This window comes from Rhodococcus sp. NPDC060086, assembly GCF_042730275.1.
Lineage (GTDB): Bacteria > Actinomycetota > Actinomycetes > Mycobacteriales > Mycobacteriaceae > Rhodococcus.
In genome coordinates, this window is record NZ_JBHWWZ010000020.1 from 1 (window position 1) to 19,722 (window position 19,722).

Below are 19,722 nucleotides of genomic sequence, written 5' to 3' on the forward strand. Positions count from 1 at the left end.
AGGGAGCGTAAGACGTGTGCTTGCATGCGCGGACCCGGTGAAGCAGGAACCCGCTGAACAGATCTTGCCGGATGGTGAGGCTGCGTAGGAATCCTTCGTGTTCACGCGGGGGAGGAAGTCAACTCGCTGAAGAGATCCTCTCCACCCGTTCATCGAAGCAAGACATTCGGGTGAGCGATCGAGCGACCATCTTCAACCTCATGATCGGTCTGGGTGGGTACACCATCTCCACCGGTATCGTCTCGGACGATCTCGATCCGTCTATCGTCGCTGTTCCTCTCGACGTGGACGATCGCATCGAGATCGGTTGGATCGGTCATGCCTCGGTGTCTCTGACCGGCCAGGCTCAGCGATTCGTGGCGGAGATGCGCGACGTCGTTTCGGGGTTCGGAGTTGATCTGCTGGCATAGGGATGGGCTATATCCAGCTATCGTAAAAAGTACTTAGGCTATGCCGTCGGGTCTACTTACACTGACTTCCACGCCACTTCGGACCGTCGGCTCCCGGGTCTTCTCGGCCCGAAAGATCGGCCCTGGACGATCGGGAGATTCGGTTGAAGTGCTGCGAAAACTCAGGCAGTGAACTCGTGAGGTGACGCGCTCGTCGCTGCACTCACCGCAAGTATTGGGGCAACTGATCAGCATGACGAACGAGTGTGTTTTCAGTATCGGCACGACGCGCTTCAATGAGGACTACACCCCGTCGACCAACTCGCGCGGCACGACAAATTTCGCGAATCTCGCACGCGGCGAGCATCGTCGGAAACAACTTCTCCTCATACATTCGCGACTACGATTTCAGCGTTCGGCTCCCGGGGCACCAAGCGACGGGAATCCCCAGCGACTTCGGCTATCTGCACGGACAGGTCTTTCAGCGTTTTGTTGAATCGGACGAGTATCGCGAACGGTTCTCGCAGCCTCCAGTCATCTGCATCAGCGTTTCGACGTCCAGGACGTACCGTCGGCTCACGAATTGCCACCCGATCCTTGGGGCGGAGTATGTGGCAGATGAGAAGTCGCTCACCGATCAGTACTTCGGGAAGATGGGGCTCAGGGCTCGCTACTTCATGCCTCAGGGGTCCGTCGCTCCATTGGCCTTCTACCACCGTGGTGACTTGCTCAATGACTATTCGTTGCTCGCACTCGCGGGAACGATCGCGACGATGGAGACGTTTCAGAAGATTTATCGTCCCGAGATCTACAACGCGAACACTGCGGCGTCGGAGGTGTACCAGCCGAGTCTCGACAACGGCAACTATTCACTTCCGCAGGTGAGCTACGACCGTGTTGAGCGCACTCGGCTCGCGACCACACAGGGAAAGTTCACCGAGGTGAATCTCATGAAACCGTATGGCGCTGTTCTTGAACGGTGGGCTACCAAGCAATCCGCCTGACCGTCCGAGACCGAAAGGCACCAAAGATGAACACGCTCCTGCCCACCTCGATCGTCGGTAGCCTGCCCAAGCCCTCGTGGCTTTCGGAGCCGGAGAAGCTCTGGTCGCCGTGGAAGTTGCGAGACGACGAACTGCGCGAAGGGAAACTCGACGCCCAGACGCTCGCAGCACATGAGCAGCGTCATGCCGGGCTCGACATCATCAGCGATGGTGAACAGACGCGTCAGCATTTCGTGACCACGTTCATCGAGCACCTCAGTGGCGTTGACTTCGACCAGCGCGAGACCGTGCGAATTCGTGAACGCTACGACGCGAGCGTCCCGACGGTTGTCGGCGCGGTGAGTCGCGAAAAGTCAGTGTTCGTAGCGGATGCGACACGTCTTCGAGCAGCGACCGACCAGCCCATCAAATGGGCCTTGCCTGGTCCTATGACAATGATCGACACGCTTTACGACGACCACTACAAGAGTCGCGAAATGCTCGCATGGGAGTTCGCAACTATCCTGAACCAAGAAGCAAAGGACTTGGAAGCCGCCGGCGTCGACATCATCCAGATCGATGAGCCCGCGTTCAACGTGTTCTTCGACGAACTGAAAGACTGGGGCGTAGCGCGCTCGAGCGTGTGACCGAAGGGCTGAGTTGCGAAACTGCCGTTCACATCTGTTACGGCTACGGCATCGAAGCCAACACCGCCTGGAAGGCAACGCTCGGGGCCGAGTGGCGCCAGTACGAAGAGTCGTTTCCACTGCTGCGACAGTCATCGATCGACATCGTGTCGCTGGAGAGTCACAATTCGCGAGTACCTGTTGACCTGATCGAACTGCTTCGGGGCAAGAAGGTCATGCTGGGAGCGATCGACGTGGCGAGCGACACCATTGAGACGCCCGAAGAGGTCGCCGCAACCCTTCGTCGCGCACTCCCGTTTGTTGACGCAGACAAGCTCTACCCGGGTACCAATTGCGGTATGGCGCCACTGGGCCGACGCGTCGCACGAGACAAGATGGTCGCGCTCGCCGCGGGGGCTGAACTCCTGCGACGTGAATTGTCCTAGCGACTCCGCCGACCTAGCGTCCCGACGCTCTGATCGACCGTCAGGCCGACCATCCGCGCACTGTCGTTCCACAACGCGCGCGCCACGTCGTCCCTGCGTGCGAGCGTCGACGGATCCGAGAAGATCAATCGTCCGCTGCGCAGCGCCGCGTAACAGCGGCCGGGTGGAAGAATCGTGCTTCCGGAGACGAGAGATGCCAGGGCTGTTCCCGCAGCGACGCGCGTGTTCATCGTGCGGTCGAACCGCCGCAGCGGAGCGCCGAGGACCGTCCCGAATATCGACCATGCGATACGTCGCGGACGAGGCAGGCTTCGAGCCAACCCGGTACCGAAGACCTGCCCGGGGTCGTACGCCAGCGCCGTGATGTGCCGGGCACGGATGTCGGGATGTACGCGCAGCGCTCGGACGGTCAGTACGTTGCACAGCTTCGACGCGGTGTAGGCATGCTGTCCGGCCCGCTTCGGTGCCGGGTGTCGCTCGGGGTCGCGGTCCGGGTGTGCGAGCAGGTCGGCGTCGGCGTGCCGCGGCGCCTCCAACCCGGTGCGGAGGGCAGGGTCGTGTGTTCCACTCGTGGTGATCACGATGCGGGATCCCTCTGCCAATGAAGGCAGCAACAGGCGCACCAGCAGATAGTGCGCGAGATGGTTGACGGCGAAGGTCGCTTCTATGTCGTCGTCGGTGCGCATGGCGTCGGACGGGAGTATCGACCCGGCGTTGAGTGCGAGTACGTCGATACCGGTGTCGTCGAGGCGCTCCTGAACTGCCCCGGCGAAGCCGCGGACCGAGTCGAAGCACGCGAGATCCACCGGAATGAAATCCGGTGATGCCGTGCGTGCGCCGATGAGCAGGTGCATGTCCGAATCGCGGGACAGCTGATCGACGGCAACCGCTCCGAATCCCGCACTGCCGCCGGTCATCACGATGGTGGTCATGGGTTTCCCTGTCCAGTGGTGGGTTGTTCCATGACCAGTCGACATCGCCTGCCGTCCGCGATCCATCCCTGCGACCCTCGTACCGATGTGCGCGCGTCCATGGAGTCGACGGGCTCGGCGTTCTAGGCTGGTCATATCGACCTTCTCACCGATCTCCTCGACGGGGTCCGGGCCCGCGGTGCGGTGCTCTATCGGGCCGGGATGGACCGTGGCTGGTCGATCCGCATCGCCGACGGCGCGCCGCTGATGCTCGTCACAGTGATCGAAGGTCACATGTGGGTGCTCATCGACGACGCCGAGCCGGTTCGAGTCGGGCCGGGCGACGTCGCGATCGTCAGCGGGCGGTCGCCGTACACGGTGGCCGATGCGCCGGGCATTGCCCCGCAACTCGTCGCGCTGCCCGGCGATCGCTACACCACACCAGACGGGGTCGATGTCACCGACCAGTTGCAGACCGGTCGGCGGACCGCATCGGCGACACCGGGCGCGGATGCGACGATCGTGGTCTACGGCACGTACCAGGTCGCAGGGGACGTCGACGACAGGGTGCTCGCGGCACTCCCCGACGTGCTGGTGGTGCCCACCGACGAGGTCCCGGACTGGGTCGTGCGTCGTCTCTCGGACGAGGTCGTTCGGGACGTGCCGGGCCAGCAGCTCGTGCTCGACCGACTGCTCGACCTGACGCTCATCGTCGCGTTGCGAGCCTGGTTCTCGCGGCCGGGCGCCCCGGTCTCCGGGTGGTACCGCGCGCAGACAGACCCGGTGGTCGGACGGGCGTTGACGCTGATCCACGAGCATCCTGCCCACCCGTGGACCGTGTCGGATCTCGCTGCCGAAGCGGGCGTGTCTCGCGCGTGGTTCGCACGCCGCTTCACCGAATTGGTCGGCGAATCCCCGATCCGGTACCTCACACAGCGTCGCATTGCCCTCGCTGAAGATCGGTTGCGCTGCACCGACTCCACGATCGCGGGCATCGCCCGCGAGGTCGGCTACGCCGACGCCTTCTCCTTCAGCGAGGCGTTCACGCGAATTGCCGGTGTCAGGCCCTCGGACTACCGACGGCGCGCCGCAGATCAGTGAGCAGGACCCGCTACCGACACTGGCCAGCGACGATAGTGCGGTGACGAGCGCCGCTGCGTCTGCTCGATCAACCGGAATTTCGGAGCTGACCGCGCTCGTACAGGCCGGAGACGACAGAGGCGTACCGTGCGAGTACCCGGTCGCGGATCGGCCTCCCTGCCTCGTCCCGGTCGTGCGTATCCAACGGCGTGCGGATCACCGCGAACCGCCGGAGCTGCTCCCAGTGGTTCAAGGTCGAATTCAAGTGGCCGAGGGCGGCATCGACGACCGGGTCGGGGAGCGCAGTGAACACGAGCCCTACACAGTACGGGCGCAATTCACCGTCGACGACGAGTTCGGCACCCGGCCGTAGTGTGCGAAATCGTTCGGATATCGCACCCGGGCACACGTACTTTCCGGTGCTGGTCTTGAACACTTCCTTTTTGCGTCCGGTGACCGTGACGAACCCGTCCGCATCGACGCGTGCAAGATCGCCGGTGTGAAACCAGCCTTCGGCGTCGAGTGCCGCGGCCGTCTCCTCCGGGTCGTTGTCGTACCCGGTCATGACACCGGGGCTTCGAATGAGCAGTTCTCCGGCTTCACTGATGCCGATCCGTGTTCCGGGTAACGGAACACCGACGGTACCCACCCGCCGGGCGTCTGGAAGGTTCGCGCATGAAGGTCCGGCGGTCTCGGTGATCCCGTAACACTCGAGGACGGGGACGCCTCGGCGGTCGAAGCGGTCGATCACCTCGCTGCTCAACCGCGCTGAACCCGAGATGACGAATCGCAGTCGACCTCCGAGATCCTCCTCGTCGAGGGCGCAGACCTTGCTGAGCACGTGTGGAACCGATCCGAGAAACGTCGGCCGGGTGGCCCGCAGATTGTCCGCGACCCGGTCTGCGCGACCATCCACTGCGGTGGGGAAACCGACATGTATACCCAACAGCAGCAATGCGCGACCGAACACATGCGCGAGGGGGAGCCACAGTAGCTGGCGATCGGCAGGGGAGACGATGCCGGTCTGCGCCACCGCGGCCGCGCCGTAGCTCGCGGCGCGATGAGTCAGACACGCGGCCTTCGTCCGACCGTCGTCGCACGACGTATAGATCAGCCATGCCGGATCGTCCGCGGTCAGTGCGTCGATCCGGAGTGACACCGCTTCCGGGTCGGACGACAGCAGGACTCTGCCTTCCGCTGCGAGGTCGTCGAGCCGATCGAGTCGTTGAACGGGACTGCTGAGAACCGGCCGGTCGGCGAACGTGAGCACAGCCCCGGCTCTGTGAATCTGTGTGCGGACCTCGTCGTCCCGCGTCGCCGGATAGATCGGGACCGTGACGGCGCCGGCGCACGTGATGGCGAGATCGGCCAGGATGGCGTGGTAGCTCGTGGCAGCGCACATCGCGACCCGTGCGCCGGGAACGACACCGCGGGCGATCAATCCTGCTGCCAGAGGTACGACCGCGGCGTACGCACCGGACCACGTGACACGACGCCACCCGTCACCAGCCGGGTACGCGTACGCCTCCCCGGTGGGAGAGCGACGCACTCGGTCGAGGAACAGGTGTGGGACGGTGTCGGGCCCGCGGTCGGTGTTCGACGCGACGCCGGTGTCCATACCGAACACCTCCTACTGCGACCGGGGCTGAATCGGATGATACCGGCCGACATCGTGAGTCCGTGAGTACTGCACCGCCTCGTCCCGACATTCTGATCACCGACCTGAGGGACGTGCTGGTAGGCCCGCTCACCGAGATGGGTCAGCGCTTCTCGGTGCTGATCGATGCTTTCGTTCCGCACAGCGCACTCGTCGTGTTCACGCGGGAATGCACCGGACGGCCACGCAAGGTGGCGGGCGATCCCACGATCGTCGATCGGGTCACCGTTGCGGAGCTCGACCGTATCCGCACCGACCTGACGGCAGGAGAGATCCGAAGGGGCCCGGCTCGGGTTGCGGGACGAGATCGGGACGTGTGCGTGATGCTGGACCGCACCGACACCCTTCTCGTGGTGGTACCGAGAGGGGCACGGGCATCCGCTGCGTCCCTCGAGCTGGTGCGGTCGCTGTTCACGGTTGTCGCGACCGGCATTCAGCTGCAGGTGCACAGCGCGAGCCCCGCATACCTTGCGGAATCGAGGGCAGCATCCGCGGAGCGGGCGCGTACCGTCGCCGAGCTCACGGAAGCACACGCCGTCACACTCGAAACGATCCTGGCGACCCTGCGTTCGAAGGACCTCGACGACAGCCGCGCCCGCACCACAGCACGCGACACCGCGACGAGCGCGCTGATCGCCCTGCGCTCGGCCGTCGACGCGCACCGAGAGCTGGCGGAGGAAGCGGTGACGACGGCGTTCGCCCGGATGCACGGCGAGCTACGGTCGCTCGTTCGCCACCGTGACCTCGAGTTGGAGATGGTGGCCCCGCCCCTCCACGGACGAGCTCTCCCCGGTGAGGTCGCGCATGCCGCCCGCGCGCTGGCCCGCGGAGCGGTCCTCGCAATGTCGGCGCAGAGCGAGATCACGCGGATCCGGGTGGCGTGGACTTGTGAGGGGGCGCAACTCGGTGTCGATATTCGCGACGACGGCCGCGGTGAGATAGACGCGGTCGAACTCGAACGTCAGCTACGTGACCGGGTCGAAACCATGGGCGGCACCATCGACTCCGAGTCGACGACTGGATGGGGGTGTCGCGTGAGCGCGACACTGCCCCTGGTTCTTCCGATCCCGGCGACGGACGGTGCTGCGTTCGACGCCCTGGCCATGCTCGGTGCTCGCGAGATCGAGGTGCTCGAGCACCTCGTCGCGGGACGACGCAACCGCGCGATCGCCGAACGCCTGGGTGTCAGCGAATCGACCGTCAAATTCCATGTGGCGGGTGTGCTGAAAAAACTCGGCGCCAGTACTCGCGGTGAGGCCGCGGCGCTCGGTTCGGAGGCCGGGGTCAAAGCTGCGAGCTGACGCCGAGTTCTCGGTTCTCAGGAGACCGGCTGCGCCGACGGGGTCGTCGTAGCGGTGGTGGTCGGCGAGGTGGTGCCCGTCTGTTCGCCGGTGGTGGGCTCGCTGGTAGGGGTCCCGGTCGTCGACTCTGCGGTCGGTGTCCCCGGTGTCCCCGGTGTCCCCGGTGTCCCCGGTGTCACTGCACCATCGGTGCCGGCGACAGGTCCCGGAGCTGCCGGGACGATCGGTGCCTGCGTGGCCGCCGGAGCGGTGAGGGCCGGATCGACGACCGGTGCGGGAGCGCCCGGTGCGAGCTCCGAGGGTGCCGGTGCGATGCCCGCCTCGATGGGCGCCTGTGCGTCCGTTCCCGCCGGGGTCTCCGACGTCGGCGTGGTCTCGGATGTCTCCGTGGTCGCAGATGTCTCTGCGGTCTCGGCGGCCTCCGCAGCGGCCATCATGCGCACGGCCTTCGCTTCGGCGTCCTTGGAGACAGGCTTGCCCTGCTTGGCCTGTTCGGCAAGGTGGTTGAGCCAGGCGGCCGCATATTCGACGGTGGTCGTGCCCTTGCCGTCGACGTCGTCGTCCCAGTAGTCGAAGTGGTGACCGTAGTGATCCCGGGTTTCCTCGTTGTAGCCGAAGGTCTGGTCGTACGGGTCGCTCAGAATCACCGCGAGGGTGTTCTGGTTGCTCGTGACGAATCCGACGACTTCCTTGAGCAACTTCTCCGGGAGATACGCGAGGTTGGCCAGGCGGTCCGCGGGGATAGGCTCGGTACCGTCGGCTGCGACGGGAGTGACTGCGACGGCAGCCGGGTCGTAGGCGGGGTCGGACACCTTGATCAGGACGTCGAGGAAGGTCTCGTCCGAGCGCATCCAGTTCTCGTTGGCGTCGATGTCGGCGAGCGCCAGCAGCGCGACGCGACCGACGACCTGGGCGAGGTCCGCGCCGGTGGCGGGCGTCAGTCCCTCACGTTCGAACGCATCACCGTTGACCTGACGGCCGACGTTGACGAGAAGCTCGATCAGCGCGATGTTCTCCGGTGTCGAGCATGCGAAGTCGCCCTCGGAGCAGAAGGAGGCGACCTTACCGTTGAGATGGCCGAAAGCGCCACCGGTTCCGGGCAGCACTCCGCCTCCGGGAGCAGCGCCCTTGGCAGGATCGTAGGTGCGGTCGAAGCCGTCGGGGGTGTCGCCCTTCGCGCCCGGGAAGAAGCCTCCGCCTGCATCGCGGCCGGCATCGGAGAGGATCACGACACCACTGACCGAATCGGGATCGAGGATGGCCCAGGAGCCGTCTTCGCCTTTCTCCTGGTTACCGATCTGCATCGCTGCGCGCCGAGCGACGTCGGCGCCTTCGCTGAAGCCCACGATGGCGAACTGGGTGTCGGGGCACGAGGCCTGAATCGCCTGCATGACCTTGATGGTATTGGCGGCACCGGTGTTCACGGCGTCGTCGTAGCTCGCGAGGTCGGCGGGATACTCGACATAGATCGCCGCATATCCATTCTCGCCTTCGTGGTCTTTCAGCGGTGCGTTGATCACCGGGTCGACCCAGTGGCTCTTGTATGCACCCTGCTGCGCGGCAGGAAGCTTGTTTCCGTTGGCGTCGACGAGCATCTTCGTCTGGTCGCGGGGGGTGTCTCCGCGACCACCGATGCCGATGCTGACCATGTCGTGGCAGTCGGCTGTCGATGCCATACCCGCGAGGGCGGGGTCTGCGACGGTGGGTACGTCAGGTTGAGGCCACGCGATCGCGACTGCCGCCGCAACTCCGAGAGCAGTGGGCGCAAGCACACCGGCAAGAATTCTGCGGCGTGAGGACGACTTTCCAAATGCCATGGGCTTTTCCAATCCGTTCTCACCTGTCGAACATCCCTGTGTCGACGCAGGCGGGTCATCACACACGTCGCATAAACAGACCTGTGCGTTACACGTGTATGGCCCGGACAACTGAGAACGCAGCCGGGGCGCCTGGCCGTTCGGATGGGTGCTTCCCCTCGTTCGACCAGGTACACGGACGGTGTGCGGGCGATAGGGTCGGTACCACCGGCCGCGCTTGGTACCTCACGAGCCGGCCACGTCACGAAGGAGAAACCACATGTCGCAGACAGTCCGCGGAGTCGTCGCACGCGCAAAGGGTGCTCCCGTCGAGGTCGTGCCCATCGTCATTCCGGACCCGGGACCGGGCGAGGTCGTCGTCGCGATCGCGGCGTGCGGCGTGTGCCACACCGATCTGCACTACCGCGAAGGCGGTATCAACGACGAGTTCCCGTTCCTGCTCGGCCACGAAGCGGCAGGGGTCGTCGAGTCCGTCGGTGACGGCGTCGATTCGGTGGAGGTGGGCGACTTCGTCGTCCTGAACTGGCGCGCCGTGTGCGGCCAGTGTCGCGCGTGCAAACGCGGGCAGCCGCAGTACTGCTTCTCGACGTTCAATGCGACCCAGAAGATGACCCTCGAGGACGGCACGGAGCTGTCGCCCGCACTGGGCATCGGCGCGTTCGCCGACAAGACGCTGGTCCACGCAGGGCAGTGCACCAAGGTCGACCCGACAGCCGATCCCGCGGTCGTGGGGCTGCTCGGCTGCGGCGTGATGGCCGGTCTGGGCGCCGCCGTCAACACCGGCGGAGTCACCCGCGGGCAGTCCGTCGCCGTCATCGGCTGCGGCGGTGTCGGCGACGCCGCCATCATGGGCGCGCGGCTCGCAGGTGCAGGCACGATCATCGCCGTCGACCGCGACGACAAGAAGCTCGCGTGGGCCACCGACCTCGGTGCCACCCACGTGATCAATGCGACGAGCGTCGACCCGGTAGAGCGCATCCGGGAGATCACCGGCGGATTCGGCGCCGATGTCGTCATCGACGCCGTCGGTCGTCCCGAGACCTACAAGCAGGCGTTCTACGCCCGCGACCTCGCGGGCACCGTCGTTCTCGTCGGTGTGCCCACCCCCGACATGACCCTCGAGCTGCCGCTGATCGACTTCTTCTCACACGGCGGCTCCCTCAAGAGCTCCTGGTACGGAGACTGCCTGCCCGAACGTGACTTCCCGATCTACGTCGACCTCTACCAACAGGGACGTCTTCCGCTCGAGAAGTTCGTCACCGAACGCATCGGGATCGACGACGTCGAGAAGGCGTTCGAGACGATGCACCGCGGTGAAGTTCTGCGTTCGGTGGTGGTGTTGTGAGCGCCACGAGCCCCATCAGGATCGATCGGGTCGTCACCTCGGGCGTGTTCGCGCTCGACGGTGGCGAGTGGGAGGTCGACAACAACATCTGGCTGGTCGGCAACGACGACGAGGTGGTGGTGATCGACGCGGCGCACACCGCGCAGCCGATCATCGACGCCGTCGGCAACCGCAGGGTCGTGGCGATCGTGTGCACGCATGCGCACAACGACCACATCACGGTGGCACCGGAACTGTCCGAGAAGCTCGACGCGCCGATCTTGCTCAACCCGGCCGACAACATGCTGTGGGAAGCCACCCATCCGGGGGTCGCGCACGGCACGCTCGAGGACGGGCAGCGAATCTCGGTTGCGGGCACCGACATCCAGGCGATCTCGACGCCCGGCCATTCGCCGGGGTCGACATGCCTGTACGTGCCGGAGGCGGGAGAACTGTTCACCGGCGACACCCTGTTCTCCGGCGGACCGGGCGCGACCGGGCGCTCGTTCTCGGATTTCCCGACGATCATCGGGTCGATCCGCGACAAGCTGTTCAGCTTGCCCGCGGAGACGACGGTGCACACCGGGCACGGCGACGGCACCACCATCGGTACCGAATCGCCCCACCTCGAGGAGTGGATCAAGAGAGGCAGCTGACATCATCGGTGCGCGGTTCCGGTAGTACTCGATACCGGAACCGCGCACCGGCGTGTCGAGGGCGAGTGCCTCGGCCGAGGCAAGCACGTCCTAGCATGGGTTGCCCGGGCGAACGACGGTCGAGGAGGAGAGCGCGTGGCGAAACGGAAGATTCCGGTCGTCGTAGTTGCAGGTTTCCTCGGGTCGGGAAAGACCACGCTACTGAACCATCTGCTGCGCAACACCCGTGGCGCTCGGATCGGAGTGATAGTCAACGACTTCGGTTCCGTCAACATCGACTCCATGATGGTCGCGGGTCAGGTCGACTCGATGGTGTCGCTCAGCAACGGATGCCTGTGCTGCGTGGTCGACGTCAGCGACATGGACGCGATGCTCGACAAGCTTGCGCACCCACGATCCGACCTCGACGTCATCGTCGTCGAAGCGAGTGGGCTGGCAGAACCGCGCAACATGATCCGGCTCGTCGTGAGCTCCGAGAACGAACACATCACCTACGGGGGACTGGTGCTCGTCGTCGACGCATACGAGTTCGACGCCACCCGGGAGCGGCATCCCGAACTCGACCAGCACGTCGCGATGGCCGACCTGATTCTGCTCAACAAGACCGATCGCGTCGACACCGACACACACGACGACCTGCTCGGTCGCCTGTGCGGACTCAATGCCCGCGCGGCGGTGGTCTCGACCGATCACGGACGGGTAGACCCCGGACTACTGTTCGACTTCTCCGAGCGTGCCGAGCCGCGGCCCGGCCAACAGCTCACCCTCGACGATCTGCTGCGTGAACACGACGAGCACGACCATCGGCACCTGCACGACGGATACGACTCGATCACGTTCGAAAGCGACGCCCCACTGCATCCGCGCGCACTCGTCGATCTGCTCGAGAATCAGCCCGCGGGAGTTTTCCGGATCAAAGGCTATGTGACGGTCACCGCGGGACTGCGCTCGACGACCTATCTGCTGCAGACGGTCGGCGACCACATCCGATTCGAAACACCCGGTCGCGGCGACGACGTTCCGGGCACAACCCAGCTCGTCGTCATCGGTGCTGATCTGGAATCCGACTCGGTGCGCGAGCAGCTGAGTCGGTGCGTGGCCGGTGAACCGGTGTCGGCGGACGCAATGTACGCCGTCCACCGGTTCACGCCACGCTGAAAATCCTCCTACGGAGGGCTGCTGTGCTTAACGAGCAGCCGCGCTGCTGTGCTTAACGAGCAGCCGCGCTGCTGTGTTAACGAGCAGCTGCGCTGCTGTGCTTAACGAGCAGCTGCGCTGCTGCGCGGCGCCCGACGCTGGGCGCCACCTGTGGCGCCCTGACCGGCCGCCGTGCGGCGGCCACCCGTGCCACCCTGACGAGCGGCGGAACCGCTGCGCGCACCCGATCCCTGCCGAGCCGAACCGCCCTGGCGTGCGCCGCCATCGCTGCGCGCACCGGAGCCCTGTCGGGACCCGCCGCTGCGACGTGCACCACCGCTACGCGCCGGCCTGTTCGAACCCGACGCCGCAGCCTGGGCCGGAGCCGGCGGTACGTGCGCTGCGATCTCACCGACGAGCGCGAGGACGTGCTCGGAGTTGGCGGTGGACTTCACCGGCGTGACGTTGATCGACGCCTTACGCATGATCATCGCGAGGTCCTTGCGCTGATCCGGGAGTACGAGGGTCACCACGTCGCCGGCGCTGCCCGCGCGTGCGGTACGGCCGGACCGGTGCAGGTAAGCCTTGTGCTCGGCCGGCGGATCCACGTGTACGACCAGCTGTACGTCGTCGACGTGCACACCACGTGCTGCGACGTCCGTTGCGACCAGTACGCGTGCCTCGCCCGACGAGAACGCCGCCAGATTGCGGTCGCGTGCGTTCTGCGAGAGGTTGCCGTGCAGATCCACTGCGGGGATACCCGAGTCGGTGAGCTGCTTGGCGAGCTTGCGCGCCTGATGCTTGGTGCGCATGAACAGGATTCGGCGACCCGTACCCGAAGCGAGGGTGCGGATGAGGTCCTTCTTTGCGTCGACACCGGCGACATCGAACACGTGGTGGGTCATCGCGGCAACGGGGGAGTTGGCCTCGTCGACCGAGTGGAGGATCGGGTTGTGCAGGAACTTCTTGACGAGCTTGTCGACACCGTTGTCCAGGGTCGCGGAGAACAGCAGACGCTGTCCGCCCTTGGCGGTGGCGTTGAGGATGCGGGTGACACCGGGGAGGAAGCCGAGGTCGGCCATGTGGTCGGCCTCGTCCAGCACGGTGAGTTCGACGGAATCGAGGCTGACGAAGCCCTGACGCATCAGGTCCTCGAGGCGGCCCGGGCATGCGATGACGATGTCGACTCCGCGTCGCAGTGCCTCGACCTGACGGTTCTGGGACACGCCACCGAAGATGGTGGTGACCCGCAGACCCGCAGTGTGAGCGAGGGGCTCGACGACCGCGGCGATCTGGGTCGCGAGTTCACGGGTCGGCGCGAGCACGAGACCGCGGGGACGTCCTGCAGCGCGCGTCGAACCCCCGGAGAGGCGAGCGGTGAGCGGAATCGAGAACGCGAGGGTCTTACCGCTACCGGTCTTGCCGCGGCCGAGCACGTCACGACCGGCGAGGGAATCGGGAAGGGTATCCGCCTGGATGGGGAACGGGCTGGTGATGCCCGAGTCGCTCAATGCGGCGACGAGAGGACGGGGAACCCCGAGATCGGAAAAGGATGTAGTCATAGAACAGCGCTGCCTTTCACTGCGGCGTGTGTGCACGCATACGGAAGTGATCCCGAGATGGTGCGGTGTGATCGCCGCGAGGAAAGCCGATGCTTGTTCTTGCTTGCGGGCCGGGCACGATCCCGGGCCGCCGGTATCCCACGACGGTGAGTGTCTTCGTGACACCCGAACCGGATCAGCCTACCTCACCCGTCGCCGAACTGCGTTCCCGCTGCCGAGCGAATGTATCGTTCATTCGATCTATCGAGACGAACGATACATTCGCTCGGGTGGGGGTGGGGTGGTCAGCAGGCGCCGACCCACTCGGAGATCCCGTCGGCGAATTGCTGTCGTTTCCAAATGGGCACTTCATGTTTGATGCGTTCGACGAGTTCGGCACATGTGGCGAAAGCCTCTGCGCGGTGCGGTGCGGCAACTGCAGCGACGATTGCGAGATCACCGATCGTGAGTTCGCCCACCCGATGGATCGCGGCGACCGGAAGGCCCGAGTCCGCGGCCACCTCCTCGCAGACCCGCCGCAGGAAGGCCTCGGCGTCCGGATGCGACCTGTACTCGAGTGCCGTCACCGCCTGACCACCGTCGTGGTTGCGCACCGCACCGGTGAACACCACCACGGCACCGTGCTCGGGGCCGGCCACTGCGGCGTCCACCGAGGCGGGGTCCAACGGCTCCGACGAAATTTTTGCCAACAGCTCACTCATGGGCTCCGCCTCCGGACACTTGCGCCAACAGATGATCGAGGATCGGGTCGAGCGCAGCGAGCCCGTCCTTGACGCCACCCGGTGATCCGGGGAGGTTCACCACGACGGTGGTCCCGGCCAGGCCGGCGACACCGCGGGAGAGCACCGCGTGCGGAGTGACATCGAGCCCGCGCCTGCGAATCGAATCGGCGACGCCGGGCAACTCGCGGTCGAGGACCGCAAGGGTGGCTTCGGGCGTGCCGTCGGTCGGAGACGCGCCGGTACCGCCGGTGGTGACGACCAGTGCGGGGCTACCGGTGAGGGCGTCGGCCAGGCCCGAAGAGATCCGCGCGTCGGCGTAGATCAGCGGTCCCCGTACGGAGAATCCGCGCTCGGTGAGCCACCGCTCGATGGTCGGACCGGTCTTGTCGTCGCGGGTGCCCGCGGCGACGCCGGTGGAGGAGACCACGACGACAGCGGAACGTGCGGCGGCCGGTTCCGGTATCGATGTGGGTTCCGGTATCGATGTGTCGGCCTGCTCGGGCGCATCCGCACGGAACCACCGCCCGCGCTTGCCGCCTTCCTTCGACACCAGGCGTACTCCGTTGAGTACCGCTTCGGGATCGACGGCTTTGACCATGTCGTGCAGGGTGAGTCCTGCGACGGCCACGGCGGTGAGCGCCTCCATCTCGACCCCGGTGGGGCCTGTGGTCTTCGCGACGGCTTCGATCGTGATCGTCGTGTCGGTGAAACCGAACGTCACCTTCACCGTCGACAGGGCCAGCTGGTGGCAGAGGGGGATGAGTTCCCACGTGCGCTTGGCAGCACCGATGCCCGCGATGCGGGCAGTGGCCAGCACGTCGGCCTTCGGCATGTCGTCGGCGCGGACGAGCGCGATCACCTCGGTGGTGGTCGCCAGCTCACCTGCGGCGACGGCAATCCGATGGGTATCGCTCTTCGTCGAGACGTCGACCATGCGCGCGCGGCCCTGATCGTCGAGGTGGCTCAATTCGCTCACAGTGGAAGCACTTTCACGAGATCTCCGGATTCGAGGGTGGTGATGTCGGGGTCGATGTCGAGGAGCGCATCGGCGGTGGCCAGGCCCGCGACGAGATGAGAGCCGTGTCCGGCGAGGGGTACCACGCGGTCACCGTCGAGACGGGCCCGCAGGAACTGACGTCGGCCGGGGATCGACTCGAGCCCGGCCGTCAGCGGTCGTGTACCGGAGGCGATCGCCGGCAGACCCGCGATGTCGCGCAGCAGCGGACGGGCGAACACCTCGAACGAGACGAGTGCGCTCACCGGATTGCCCGGGAACGTCAGGATCGGCACGCCGTCGACGACCGCGGTTCCCTGTGGTCCGCCCGGTTGCATCGCCACCGACACGAAGGTGCCGCCGCGGGGTTCGAGGGTGTCCTTGACGACCTCGAAATCGCCCTTCGAGACACCGCCGGACGTGAAGACGACGTCGGCAACCGCCACCGCGTGGGCGATCATGTCCGCGAACTCCTCGGGATCGTCCTCGCAGTGCGCGATAGAGGAAACCTCGGCGCCGTTCGCCGCGGCGCTCGCCGCAAGAGCAGGACCGTTCGAGTTGTAGATCTTTCCGGGCCCGAGTTCGTGGCCTGGGGTGACGAGCTCACTTCCGGTGGAGATCACCGCGGCACGGGGACGGCTCCGAACCAGGACGTCGGTCAGGCCCACTGCGGCCAGGACCGAGATGTGCCGGGCCGCCAGGAAGGTACCCGCGGGGAGCAGGAGCTCACCTTCGCGCACATCGCTGCCTGCCTCGCGCACATACGTGCCGGGTGTGGTCGTGCGATGCACGGTGACGGTGCCTGAAGCCTCGTCCATCTCGGTGTCCTCGACCGGAACGACAGCGTCGGCACCGTCGGGAATCGGGGCGCCGGTCATGATCTTGAGAGCGGTACCCGCGGTCAGGGTCGAGACGGCGTCGCCGGCGGCGATGACGGCCTTCACCGGCAGAGTCGCCGGCACGGTGGTCACCGACGCGGCATCGACGGCGTAGCCATCCATCTGAGAGTTACGGAACGGAGGGAGAGAGATCGGTGCGTGCACCGGCTCCGCAAGCGTCCGGTCCAGCGCACGCGCGAGCGGCACCTGCACCGGAGGTATCGACCGTAGCGGCTCGAGAAGCTTCGCTACGTGCTGTGCATGTTCCTCCACCGACCGTCTTCCGCCTGCCATGGCGCCTACCGTACCGGTGCCGGTGGGGGCTATCCGTGTCGCCGGGCACGATCGATAGGCATACTGGCGATATGAGGCCGGTGATCATGTGACAGCAGTCAATGTGGGAATGCCGTCCGTGCGCGCGGAAACGGACGACGTATCGGACCGTCCCGAGACGCCCGACCTGCTCGACCGGTTCGGTCGCGTCGCGCGGGACCTGCGCGTCTCCATCACCGAGAAGTGCTCACTGCGCTGCACCTACTGCATGCCAGAAGAAGGCCTGCCCGCCATCCCCCGCGAGCAACTGCTCACCACCGACGAAATCGTGCGACTCGTCGGCGTCGCCACCGACCTCCTCGGCGTCCGCGAGGTGCGCTTCACCGGTGGCGAACCCCTGATGCGACGCGACCTCGAAGACATCATCGCCGGCTGCCGCCGAGCCGCACCCGATGTGCCGCTGGCCTTGACCAGCAACGCCGTCGGACTCGCCCACCGCGCCCAAGGCCTACGCGACGCAGGCCTCTCGCGGATCAATATCTCCCTCGATACCGTCGACCGCGACCATTTCGCCCGGCTGACCCGCCGCGACCGCCTCGACTCGGTCCTCGCCGGTATCCGCGCCGCCAAGACCGTGGGCTTGGCCCGGGTCAAGGTCAACGCGGTGCTCATGCCGGAAACCCTCGACGGCGCCACCGATCTGCTCCAGTGGTGCCTCGACGAAGGCGTCGAACTGCGGTTCATCGAAGAGATGCCCCTCGACGCCGACGGTGAGTGGGCACGCGCGAACATGGTCACCGCCCAGCGTCTGCTCGAGGTGCTCGGTGCCCGGTTCACGCTCACCGAAGCACCGCGGGAGGATCCGTCGGCGCCGGCGGAGCGGTGGTCCGTCGACGGTGGACCGGCGACCGTGGGGATCATCGCGTCGGTGACCCGTTCGTTCTGTTCGGACTGCGACCGCACCCGCCTGACCGCGGAGGGCACCGTCCGGTCGTGCCTGTTCAGCGATAGGGAGACCGATCTGCGGGCGGCGGTGCGCGGTGGCGCGACCGATGAGGAGCTTGCCGCGTTGTGGCGCGGTGCGATGTGGAACAAGTGGGCCGGACACGGCATCGATGCGGCGGATTTCGTGCCGCCGGAACGCAGTATGGGAGCTATCGGTGGTTGATCAGATGACCGGGATCGAGGTGCGGTATTTCGCGGCAGCAGCCGACGCCGCGGGGCGTGAGAAGGAGACCGTCGACCTCGCTGCCGGTTCCGACCTGGCCGCGTTGCGCGCGGCCTTGATCGAGCGACACGGCGCAGACATGGAACGGGTCCTGACGGTTGCCGCCTATCTCGTCGAACCGGATTCGGGCGGTGGCGAACTCACCCGCGATCTGACCTACCCCGCGGGGGCGAAGGTGGACGTGCTGCCACCCTTCGCCGGCGGATAGCGCTCAGCGCCACCAGGTGTCGAGCGGAGTGACCGGCACGGTCCTCTTGTGCCTCGTGGTCAGAAAAACGCGCTCGACCTTCTCTGCAACCTCCGTTGTGACGGCCTTCCCCTCGAGATAGTCGTCGATCTCGGAGTAGGTCATTCCGAGTGCGACTTCGTCGGGCAGGGCGGGCCGGTCGTCTTCGAGATCCGCCGTCGGGACCTTCTTCCACGTGCTCTCCGGGGCCCCGAGCTCACGGAGGAGCGCCGCGCCCTGCCGCTTCGTCAGGCCGGTGAGCGGGGTGATGTCGACACCGCCGTCCCCGAATTTGGTGAAGAAGCCGGTGACGGCCTCCGCCGCGTGGTCGGTGCCGACCACCAGGTGACCGAGCTGGCCGGCGATGGCGTACTGCAGAACCATCCGTTCGCGGGCTTTGATGTTGCCGCGCACGAAATCGCGGAGCGTGGCGTCGCCGCCGAGGAGTTCGCCGATGCCCTGGGCGGCTTCGGCGGCGGTTGCGTCGGCACCGGGCTTGACGTTGACGCGGAACTCGCGGTCGGGCGCGATGAAGTCGAGCGCGATCCGCGCATCGTGTTCGTCGGCCTGCTCACCGTAGGGGAGGCGGACGGCGACGAACTCGGCCTCGTCCCCGTCGACGCGCAGTGCCTCCACCGCGAGCTGCACGAGGCGGCCCGCCAGAGTGCTGTCCTGGCCCCCGCTGATTCCGAGCACGAAGCCCTTTGCGGGCGTACTGCGCAGGTAGTCGGTGAGAAACCGGACACGCGTGTCGATTTCGGCGCGCGGATCGATAGTGGGCCGGACTCCGAGTTCATCGATGATGCGATCGCGAAGATTTTCCATGCGGGAACTCTACCGGGCACGTCACGGGTATGCGGCGTGCCGCGATACGGTGCGGGACGCGGGTCGTGCACTGCACCGGGTGGTGCGCCGGCGACCCCACCGGATCGAGAAAGGCTGCATGTGAACGGGATTCTCGTCGTATCCGCAACGAAGGCCGAAGCGGCGCATGTGCCCGATCGGTACGACGTCCTCATCACCGGCATCGGGAAGGTCACGGCCGCGGTGGCGGTCACCGCGGCGCTCGCACGACACCCGGAGGACGCGCGGCCGCTCGTCGTCAACATCGGTACCGCGGGTGCATTGCACGATCACCACGGTGGGCTGTATGTGCCGTCGACGGTGATCAATCACGACATCAGCAGCAACGTGCTGCGCAGTCTGGGGCATCCGGTGCAGGACACGCTCGCGATCGGCGACGGCGACGGCACCGTTCTCGCGACCGGCGACACGTTCGTCTCCGAGGCCGAGGTCCGTGACGCGTTGGCTGCGCGCGCCGACCTCGTCGACATGGAAGGCTTCGCGATCGCCCACGCCGCCGCCTATATGGGAGCGGGGATTCGGCTGGTCAAGTATGTGAGCGACCACGCCGATGACACCGCGATGGACTGGCCGAAGCAGATCGACGCTGCGGCACGAGCACTCGCTCGGTGGCTCGAGGAGCGGTACTGACGGGGGTGGCGGTACTGA

General features: G+C 66.1%; 18 protein-coding genes and 2 pseudogenes. 12 read left to right on the forward strand and 8 right to left on the reverse strand.

Annotation, left to right across the window (positions count from 1 at the left end; all coding sequences use genetic code 11):
* Positions 1–122: 122 nt before the first annotated feature.
* The 4 genes and pseudogenes from ACFWB0_RS13425 to ACFWB0_RS13440 form a co-directional block, all read left to right on the forward strand.
* Positions 123–410, forward strand: a pseudogene (locus tag ACFWB0_RS13425) (LysR family transcriptional regulator); the annotation flags it as partial.
* Positions 411–642: 232 nt separating this feature from the next.
* Positions 643–885, forward strand: coding sequence for a putative oxygenase MesX (locus ACFWB0_RS13430; RefSeq protein ID WP_378491009.1), 243 nt, complete (start codon positions 643–645; stop codon positions 883–885).
* On the forward strand, positions 782–1,393 hold the full coding sequence (locus ACFWB0_RS13435; RefSeq protein ID WP_378491010.1) for a putative oxygenase MesX: 612 nt from the start codon (positions 782–784) through the stop codon (positions 1,391–1,393). The genes ACFWB0_RS13430 and ACFWB0_RS13435 overlap by 104 nt, the downstream gene beginning before the upstream one ends.
* Positions 1,394–1,419: 26 nt before the next feature.
* A pseudogene (locus ACFWB0_RS13440) lies at positions 1,420–2,444 on the forward strand (methionine synthase).
* Here the strand turns inward: ACFWB0_RS13440 and ACFWB0_RS13445 are convergent.
* Positions 2,441–3,376 carry an SDR family NAD(P)-dependent oxidoreductase gene (locus ACFWB0_RS13445; RefSeq protein WP_378490942.1) on the reverse strand — a complete coding sequence of 312 codons (936 nt, stop codon included), beginning with the start codon at positions 3,374–3,376 and terminating at the stop codon, positions 2,441–2,443. The pseudogene ACFWB0_RS13440 and the gene ACFWB0_RS13445 overlap by 4 nt on opposite strands.
* A 135-nt stretch (positions 3,377–3,511) precedes the next feature.
* Between ACFWB0_RS13445 and ACFWB0_RS13450 the strand changes: the two genes are divergently transcribed.
* A complete protein-coding gene (locus ACFWB0_RS13450) occupies positions 3,512–4,456 on the forward strand; it encodes a cupin domain-containing protein (RefSeq protein ID WP_378491011.1) in 945 nt (314 codons plus the stop codon).
* Positions 4,457–4,523: 67 nt separating this feature from the next.
* Here ACFWB0_RS13450 and ACFWB0_RS13455 read toward each other — a convergent pair whose 3' ends face one another.
* A complete protein-coding gene (locus ACFWB0_RS13455) occupies positions 4,524–6,053 on the reverse strand; it encodes an AMP-dependent synthetase/ligase (RefSeq protein WP_378490943.1) in 1,530 nt (509 codons plus the stop codon).
* A gap of 62 nt (positions 6,054–6,115) precedes the next feature.
* Between ACFWB0_RS13455 and ACFWB0_RS13460 the strand changes: the two genes are divergently transcribed.
* Entirely contained in the window at positions 6,116–7,393 is a 1,278-nt protein-coding gene (locus tag ACFWB0_RS13460) for a LuxR C-terminal-related transcriptional regulator (RefSeq protein ID WP_378490944.1), read from the forward strand.
* A gap of 17 nt (positions 7,394–7,410) precedes the next feature.
* On the opposite strand, the gene ACFWB0_RS13465 is transcribed toward ACFWB0_RS13460, so the two are convergent.
* Positions 7,411–9,210: a cutinase family protein gene (locus tag ACFWB0_RS13465; protein WP_378490945.1), complete on the reverse strand. Its 1,800-nt coding sequence runs from the start codon at positions 9,208–9,210 to the stop codon at positions 7,411–7,413.
* Between the two features lie 259 nt (positions 9,211–9,469).
* On the opposite strand from ACFWB0_RS13465, the gene ACFWB0_RS13470 reads away from it, so the two are divergent.
* The 3 genes from ACFWB0_RS13470 to ACFWB0_RS13480 all read left to right on the forward strand — a co-directional run bounded on the left by ACFWB0_RS13470 (position 9,470) and on the right by ACFWB0_RS13480 (position 12,348).
* The gene (locus tag ACFWB0_RS13470; RefSeq protein ID WP_378490946.1) at positions 9,470–10,555 is read left to right on the forward strand and encodes an S-(hydroxymethyl)mycothiol dehydrogenase; all 1,086 of its coding nucleotides are present in this window, start codon (positions 9,470–9,472) and stop codon (positions 10,553–10,555) included.
* Entirely contained in the window at positions 10,552–11,190 is a 639-nt protein-coding gene (locus ACFWB0_RS13475) for an MBL fold metallo-hydrolase (RefSeq protein WP_378490947.1), read from the forward strand. The genes ACFWB0_RS13470 and ACFWB0_RS13475 overlap by 4 nt, the downstream gene beginning before the upstream one ends.
* A gap of 135 nt (positions 11,191–11,325) precedes the next feature.
* Positions 11,326–12,348 carry a CobW family GTP-binding protein gene (locus ACFWB0_RS13480; RefSeq protein WP_378490948.1) on the forward strand — a complete coding sequence of 341 codons (1,023 nt, stop codon included), beginning with the start codon at positions 11,326–11,328 and terminating at the stop codon, positions 12,346–12,348.
* Positions 12,349–12,449: 101 nt separating this feature from the next.
* Here the strand turns inward: ACFWB0_RS13480 and ACFWB0_RS13485 are convergent, their stop codons facing one another.
* The 4 genes from ACFWB0_RS13485 to glp all read right to left on the reverse strand — a co-directional run bounded on the left by ACFWB0_RS13485 (position 12,450) and on the right by glp (position 16,777).
* A complete protein-coding gene (locus tag ACFWB0_RS13485; protein ID WP_378490949.1) occupies positions 12,450–13,889 on the reverse strand; it encodes a DEAD/DEAH box helicase in 1,440 nt (479 codons plus the stop codon).
* 284 nt (positions 13,890–14,173) lie between these two features.
* Complete coding sequence (locus ACFWB0_RS13490) at positions 14,174–14,590, reverse strand: molybdenum cofactor biosynthesis protein MoaE (protein WP_378490950.1); 417 nt, start codon at positions 14,588–14,590, stop codon at positions 14,174–14,176.
* A complete protein-coding gene (gene moaCB, locus ACFWB0_RS13495) occupies positions 14,583–15,587 on the reverse strand; it encodes a bifunctional molybdenum cofactor biosynthesis protein MoaC/MoaB (protein ID WP_378490951.1) in 1,005 nt (334 codons plus the stop codon). Before moaCB ends, ACFWB0_RS13490 begins: the two co-directional genes overlap by 8 nt.
* Entirely contained in the window at positions 15,584–16,777 is a 1,194-nt protein-coding gene (gene glp / locus ACFWB0_RS13500) for a gephyrin-like molybdotransferase Glp (protein ID WP_378490952.1), read from the reverse strand. Before glp ends, moaCB begins: the two co-directional genes overlap by 4 nt.
* Before the next feature lie 88 nt (positions 16,778–16,865).
* Here glp and moaA point away from each other — a divergent pair, with 88 nt between their 5' ends.
* Positions 16,866–17,924 carry a GTP 3',8-cyclase MoaA gene (gene moaA, locus ACFWB0_RS13505; RefSeq protein ID WP_378490953.1) on the forward strand — a complete coding sequence of 353 codons (1,059 nt, stop codon included), beginning with the start codon at positions 16,866–16,868 and terminating at the stop codon, positions 17,922–17,924.
* A 4-nt stretch (positions 17,925–17,928) separates the two neighbouring features.
* Positions 17,929–18,192 carry a MoaD/ThiS family protein gene (locus ACFWB0_RS13510; protein WP_378490954.1) on the forward strand — a complete coding sequence of 88 codons (264 nt, stop codon included), beginning with the start codon at positions 17,929–17,931 and terminating at the stop codon, positions 18,190–18,192.
* A 3-nt stretch (positions 18,193–18,195) separates the two neighbouring features.
* On the opposite strand, the gene nadE is transcribed toward ACFWB0_RS13510, so the two are convergent.
* Complete coding sequence (gene nadE / locus ACFWB0_RS13515; RefSeq protein WP_378490955.1) at positions 18,196–19,035, reverse strand: ammonia-dependent NAD(+) synthetase; 840 nt, start codon at positions 19,033–19,035, stop codon at positions 18,196–18,198.
* Positions 19,036–19,155: 120 nt separating this feature from the next.
* On the opposite strand from nadE, the gene ACFWB0_RS13520 reads away from it, so the two are divergent.
* Positions 19,156–19,704: a nucleosidase gene (locus ACFWB0_RS13520; RefSeq protein ID WP_378490956.1), complete on the forward strand. Its 549-nt coding sequence runs from the start codon at positions 19,156–19,158 to the stop codon at positions 19,702–19,704.
* Positions 19,705–19,722: the final 18 nt, after the last annotated feature.

Excerpts from the sequence above, each read along its gene's own strand:
- ACFWB0_RS13430 (WP_378491009.1), top strand. The coding sequence starts at position 643 with ATGACGAACGAGTGTGTTTTCAGTATCGGCACGACGCGCTTCAATGAG.
- ACFWB0_RS13445 (WP_378490942.1), bottom strand. The coding sequence starts at position 3,376 with ATGACCACCATCGTGATGACCGGCGGCAGTGCGGGATTCGGAGCGGTT.
- ACFWB0_RS13455 (WP_378490943.1), bottom strand. The coding sequence starts at position 6,053 with ATGGACACCGGCGTCGCGTCGAACACCGACCGCGGGCCCGACACCGTC.
- ACFWB0_RS13465 (WP_378490945.1), bottom strand. The coding sequence starts at position 9,210 with ATGGCATTTGGAAAGTCGTCCTCACGCCGCAGAATTCTTGCCGGTGTG.
- ACFWB0_RS13470 (WP_378490946.1), top strand. The coding sequence starts at position 9,470 with ATGTCGCAGACAGTCCGCGGAGTCGTCGCACGCGCAAAGGGTGCTCCC.
- ACFWB0_RS13485 (WP_378490949.1), bottom strand. The coding sequence starts at position 13,889 with ATGACTACATCCTTTTCCGATCTCGGGGTTCCCCGTCCTCTCGTCGCC.
- ACFWB0_RS13490 (WP_378490950.1), bottom strand. The coding sequence starts at position 14,590 with ATGAGTGAGCTGTTGGCAAAAATTTCGTCGGAGCCGTTGGACCCCGCC.
- glp (WP_378490952.1), bottom strand. The coding sequence starts at position 16,777 with ATGGCAGGCGGAAGACGGTCGGTGGAGGAACATGCACAGCACGTAGCG.
- ACFWB0_RS13510 (WP_378490954.1), top strand. The coding sequence starts at position 17,929 with ATGACCGGGATCGAGGTGCGGTATTTCGCGGCAGCAGCCGACGCCGCG.
- nadE (WP_378490955.1), bottom strand. The coding sequence starts at position 19,035 with ATGGAAAATCTTCGCGATCGCATCATCGATGAACTCGGAGTCCGGCCC.